We start from the raw sequence: 4,446 nt of genomic DNA, 5'->3' as shown, positions 1-4,446 counted from the left end.
GTGAGCGAGCTCGCGGCCCGCCTGGGGCTGTCGCTCTCGACGGTCAGCGAGCTCGTCGGCGCCCTCAACCGCGCCGGCCTCGTCGACCGCCGCGACCCAGGGCGGGGAGCACGACCGGGGTGCCCTCGGCGCCACCGGCCGGGGCGGCGGCCGGGGCCGGGGCCTCGGCGGCGGCCGGGGCCGGAGCCTCGGCGGGGGCACCGGTGCCGTCGTCGATGACGGCGAGCTCGGCGCCGACCTCGACCGTCTCGTCCTCCTTGACCTTGATGGAGGAGAGGATGCCGGACGCCGGGGCCGGGATCTCGGTGTCGACCTTGTCGGTGGAGACCTCGAGCAGCGGCTCGTCGGCCTCCACGCGCTCACCCTCGGCCTTGAGCCAACGGGTGACGGTGCCCTCGGACACGCTCTCGCCGAGCGCCGGCAGGGTTACGGAAACCGCCATGGTTGCGGTTGCTCCTTACGAGTAGTGCGGATGGTGGTGCGCTCGGGACTCAGTCGTGCGAGTGCAGCGGCTTGCCGGCCAGAGCCAGGTGGGCCTCGCCCATGGCCTCGTTCTGCGTCGGGTGCGCGTGGATGAGCTGCGCGACCTCGGCCGGCAGAGCCTCCCAGTTGTAGATCAGCTGGGCCTCGCCGACCTGCTCACCCATGCGGTCGCCGACCATGTGGACGCCGACCACGGCACCGTCCCGCACCTGGACGAGCTTGATCTCGCCCGCGGTCTTCAGGATCTTGCTCTTGCCGTTGCCCGCGAGGTTGTACTTCAGGGTGACGACCTTGTCGGCGCCGTACAGCTCCTTGGCCTTCGCCTCGGTGATGCCGACCGAGGCGACCTCCGGGTGGCAGTACGTGACGCGCGGCACGCCGTCGTAGTCGACCGGCACGGGCTTGAGCCCGGCCAGACGCTCCGCTACCAGGATGCCCTCCGCGAAGCCGACGTGCGCGAGCTGGAGGGTGGGGACGAGGTCACCGACGGCCGAGATGGTCGGCACGTTGGTCTGCATGTACTCGTCGACGAGGACGTAGCCGCGGTCCATGGCGACCCCGGCCTCCTCGTAGCCCAGGCCCTGGGAGACCGGGCCGCGGCCGACGGCGACGAGCAGCAGCTCCGCCTCGAAGGTCTTGCCGTTCTCCAGGGAGACCTTCACCCCGTCGGCCGTGTACTCCACGCCGGAGAAGCGGGAGCCGAGGGAGAAGTTGATGCCGCGCTTGCGGAAGGCGCGCTCCAGCAGCTTGGAGCTGTTCTCGTCCTCGACCGGGACGAGGTGGGGGAGCGCCTCGACGATGGTGACATCGGTGCCGAAGGACTTCCACGCGGAGGCGAACTCGACGCCGATGACGCCGCCGCCCAGCACGATCGCGGACTTCGGGACGCGGTCCAGGACCAGCGCGTGGTCCGAGGAGATGACGCGGTTGCCGTCGATGGTCAGGCCCGGCAGCGACTTCGGCACGGAGCCGGTCGCCAGCAGGATGTGGCGGCCGTTGACGCGCTGGCCGTTCACGTCCACGGACGTCGGGGAGGACAGACGGCCCTCACCGGTGATGTAGGTGACCTTGCGCGAGGCGACCAGGCCCTGCAGGCCCTTGTACAGGCCCGAGATCACGTCGTCCTTGTACTTGTGGACGCCCGCGATGTCGATGCCCTCGAAGGAGGTCTTGACACCGAACTGCTCGCTCTCGCGCGCCGAGTCGGCGACCTCGCCGGCGTGCAGCAGAGCCTTGGTCGGGATGCAGCCGCGGTGCAGGCAGGTGCCGCCCAGCTTGTCCTTCTCGATCAGGGCGACGTCCAGACCCAGCTGGGCACCCCGCAGTGCGGCGGCGTAACCGCCGCTACCGCCTCCGAGGATCACTAGGTCGAAAACGGTGCTGGCGTCGTTCGCCACGTCACGTCCTCCATGCATGGGTACGCCGGAGCCGGTCGTCGGTGACCGGGCGGCGGCTGTCGTTCGGCCGCTTTTTGCGTCGGCCCTGTACGGGGGCCCTGTCCTGCCGGGACAACATCTTCGCACTTGTTGACGGACGGCGGGACGCCGGGCCGGGGTGTGGGACGACGGATGCGTCACCTTTCGGGGTTACTAGTGCGTAGGAATGTGTGGTTTCTCGGGAAGCGAACGTGGGCAACGCCGCGCGGCCCCGGGTCATTCCCGGGGCCGCGCGGGGCCGAACGAGTGAGCTGCCGGAACTCTCGGGTCAGCTCGGGTCAGCTCGGATCAGCTCAGCCGAGGTCGCCGTCGGCGGTGCGCTCGGCAAGCCGGACGAGCGTACGGACCGCGGAGCCGGTGCCGCCCTTGGGGGTGTAGCCGTAGGGGGCGCTCTCGTGGAAGGCCGGGCCCGCGATGTCCAGGTGGGCCCAGGTGATGCCCTCGCCCACGAACTCCTTCAGGAAGAGGCCGGCGACCAGGCCGCCGCCCATCCGCTCGCCCATGTTCGCCAGGTCGGCGACCGGGGAGTCCATGGACTTGCGCAGCTCGGCGGGGAGCGGCATCGGCCACGCCTGCTCGCCGACCTCCTCGGCGATCTCGTGGAGGGCGGCGCGGAAGGCGTCGTCGTTGGCCATGACGCCGAAGGTGCGGTTGCCCAGGGCGAGCACCATGGCGCCGGTCAGCGTGGCGACGTCGACGATCGCGTCGGGGTTCTCCTCCGAGGCGCGGGTCAGCGCGTCGGCCAGGACCAGGCGGCCCTCGGCGTCGGTGTTGAGCACCTCGACGGTCTTGCCGCTGTACATCTTCAGGACGTCGCCCGGACGGGTGGCGGTGCCGGACGGCATGTTCTCCGCGAGGGCCAGCCAGCCCGTCACGTTGACCGCGAGGCCCAGCTTGGCGACGGCCACGACCGCGGCGAACACGGCGGCGGCACCGCTCATGTCGCACTTCATGGTCTCGTTGTGGCCGGCCGGCTTCAGGGAGATGCCGCCCGAGTCGTAGGTGATGCCCTTGCCGACCAGGGCGAGCGTCTTCTCGGCCTTGGGGTGGGTGTAGCCGATGCGAACCAGGCGGGGGGCGTTGGCCGAGCCCTGGCCGACGCCCATGATGCCGCCGTAGCCGCCCTTGAGCAGGGCCTTCTCGTCCAGCACCTCGACCTTCAGCCCGTGCTCCTTGGCGGCGGCCTGGGCCTGGGCGGCGAAGCTCTTGGGGAAGAGGTCGTTGGACGGGGTGTTGACCAGGTCGCGGGCGCGGTTGACCTCGCCGGCCACGGCGGCGGCCCGCTCGGCGGCGGCCTTGTGGGCCTTGTCGCGCGGCTTGGCGCCCAGGATCGCGGCCTCGGCCAGCGGGGCGTTCTTGTCGGCCTCGCCCTTCTTGCCGTCGGTGCCGCGGTAGGCGGTGAAGGAGTAGGCGCCCAGCAGCGCGCCCTCGCCGATCGCGGCGAGGGACTCGGCGTCCGGGACGGGCAGCGCGAAGGCGGCCTTCTTGGTGCCGGTCAGCGTGCGGGCGGCGGTGCCGGCGGCACGGCGCAGGGCCTCCTCGCCGAAGCCTTCGCCGTCCGAGGGCAGGTCACCGAGTCCGACGGCCAGCACGACCGGGGCCTTCAGACCGGCCGGGGAGGGAAGCTTGGTCGCCTCGCCCTCGCCGCCGGAGGCGCCGAGGGTCTGGAGCACACTGGCCAGCTTCCCGTCGAACGCCGCGTCCACGGCCTCGGCGCCCGGCGCGACGACGGGACCCTTGGGGCCCTTCGCCACACCGACGACGATGGCGTCCGCGCGCAGCGTCGCCGCGCTGGAGGTGCTGAGAGTCAGAGCAGTCACGGTGGTGAAGTCTCTCTTCCGGTTGAGTTCCTCGGCCGGGCGCGTGCTGCGGGGCCTTTGCGCATCGTATGCGCCGGTTCGCTGAGCGCTCAGCCCAGGTACGGGGGGAGCGCCGCCCGCGCCCCTTTCGGGGTGTGGCCTCAGCTCAGGGTGAACGCCAGGAGCGCCGCTGTCGACGCTGTTTCCGCCAGTGCGCCGAAAACATCGCCCGTGACACCGCCGAAGCGGGTACGGCAGCGGCGCAGCAGGAGCTCGGCGGCGAGCAGGCCGAGCAGGGCCGCCCCGCCGGCGCGGATGCCCGCGCCGGCGCAGGCGCACACCACCAGTCCCGCCGCGGTCAGCGCCGCGGGCACCGGGACCACGCCCGCGACCGCGGCGCCCAGGCCGTCGGGGCGTGCCGCCGGCACCCCGGTGCGGGAGGCGAGGGTCAGCGCGCAGCGCGCGGCGACTCCCGCGACCACGGCCGCGACGGCGCCGCGCAGCGGCCCCGCCTCGTACAGCCGGGTCAGCGCGGCCACCTGGCCGAGCAGCACGAGCAGCAGGGTGACGACGCCGAACGGGCCGATGTCCGACTGCTTCATGATGCGCAGCGCCGCCTCGGCCGGTTTGCCGCTGCCCAGCCCGTCGGCGACGTCCGCGAGCCCGTCCAGGTGCAGGGCCCGGGTCAGCGCGGCGGGCACCGCGACCGTGGCCACGGCGGCCAGCAG

At 72.4% G+C, this 4,446-nt stretch carries 3 protein-coding genes and 2 pseudogenes; 1 reads left to right on the top strand and 4 read right to left on the bottom strand.

The features are described 5' to 3' along the window. Positions 1-60: pseudogene (locus AB0K09_RS30235) on the top strand (hypothetical protein); the annotation flags it as partial. 34 nt (positions 61-94) lie between these two features. Here the strand turns inward: AB0K09_RS30235 and AB0K09_RS30230 are convergent. The 4 genes and pseudogenes from AB0K09_RS30230 to AB0K09_RS30215 all read right to left on the bottom strand — a co-directional run. After that, positions 95-442 (bottom strand): annotated as a pseudogene (locus AB0K09_RS30230) (biotin/lipoyl-containing protein); the annotation flags it as partial. A gap of 49 nt (positions 443-491) precedes the next feature. Next, positions 492-1,880 (bottom strand): dihydrolipoyl dehydrogenase, encoded by a 1,389-nt coding sequence (gene lpdA, locus AB0K09_RS30225; protein WP_366068598.1) that lies wholly within the window; start codon positions 1,878-1,880, stop codon positions 492-494. A gap of 332 nt (positions 1,881-2,212) precedes the next feature. Further along, positions 2,213-3,739, bottom strand: coding sequence for a leucyl aminopeptidase (locus AB0K09_RS30220; RefSeq protein WP_366068597.1), 1,527 nt, complete (start codon positions 3,737-3,739; stop codon positions 2,213-2,215). 140 nt (positions 3,740-3,879) lie between these two features. Next, on the bottom strand, positions 3,880-4,446 hold a 567-nt coding region (locus AB0K09_RS30215; RefSeq protein ID WP_366068596.1), incomplete at its 5' end, for an adenosylcobinamide-GDP ribazoletransferase.

Source organism: Streptomyces sp. NPDC049577 (genome assembly GCF_040675635.1).
Taxonomy (GTDB): Bacteria; Actinomycetota; Actinomycetes; order Streptomycetales; family Streptomycetaceae; genus Streptomyces.
This window is presented reverse-complemented; position numbering and strand designations above follow the sequence as displayed.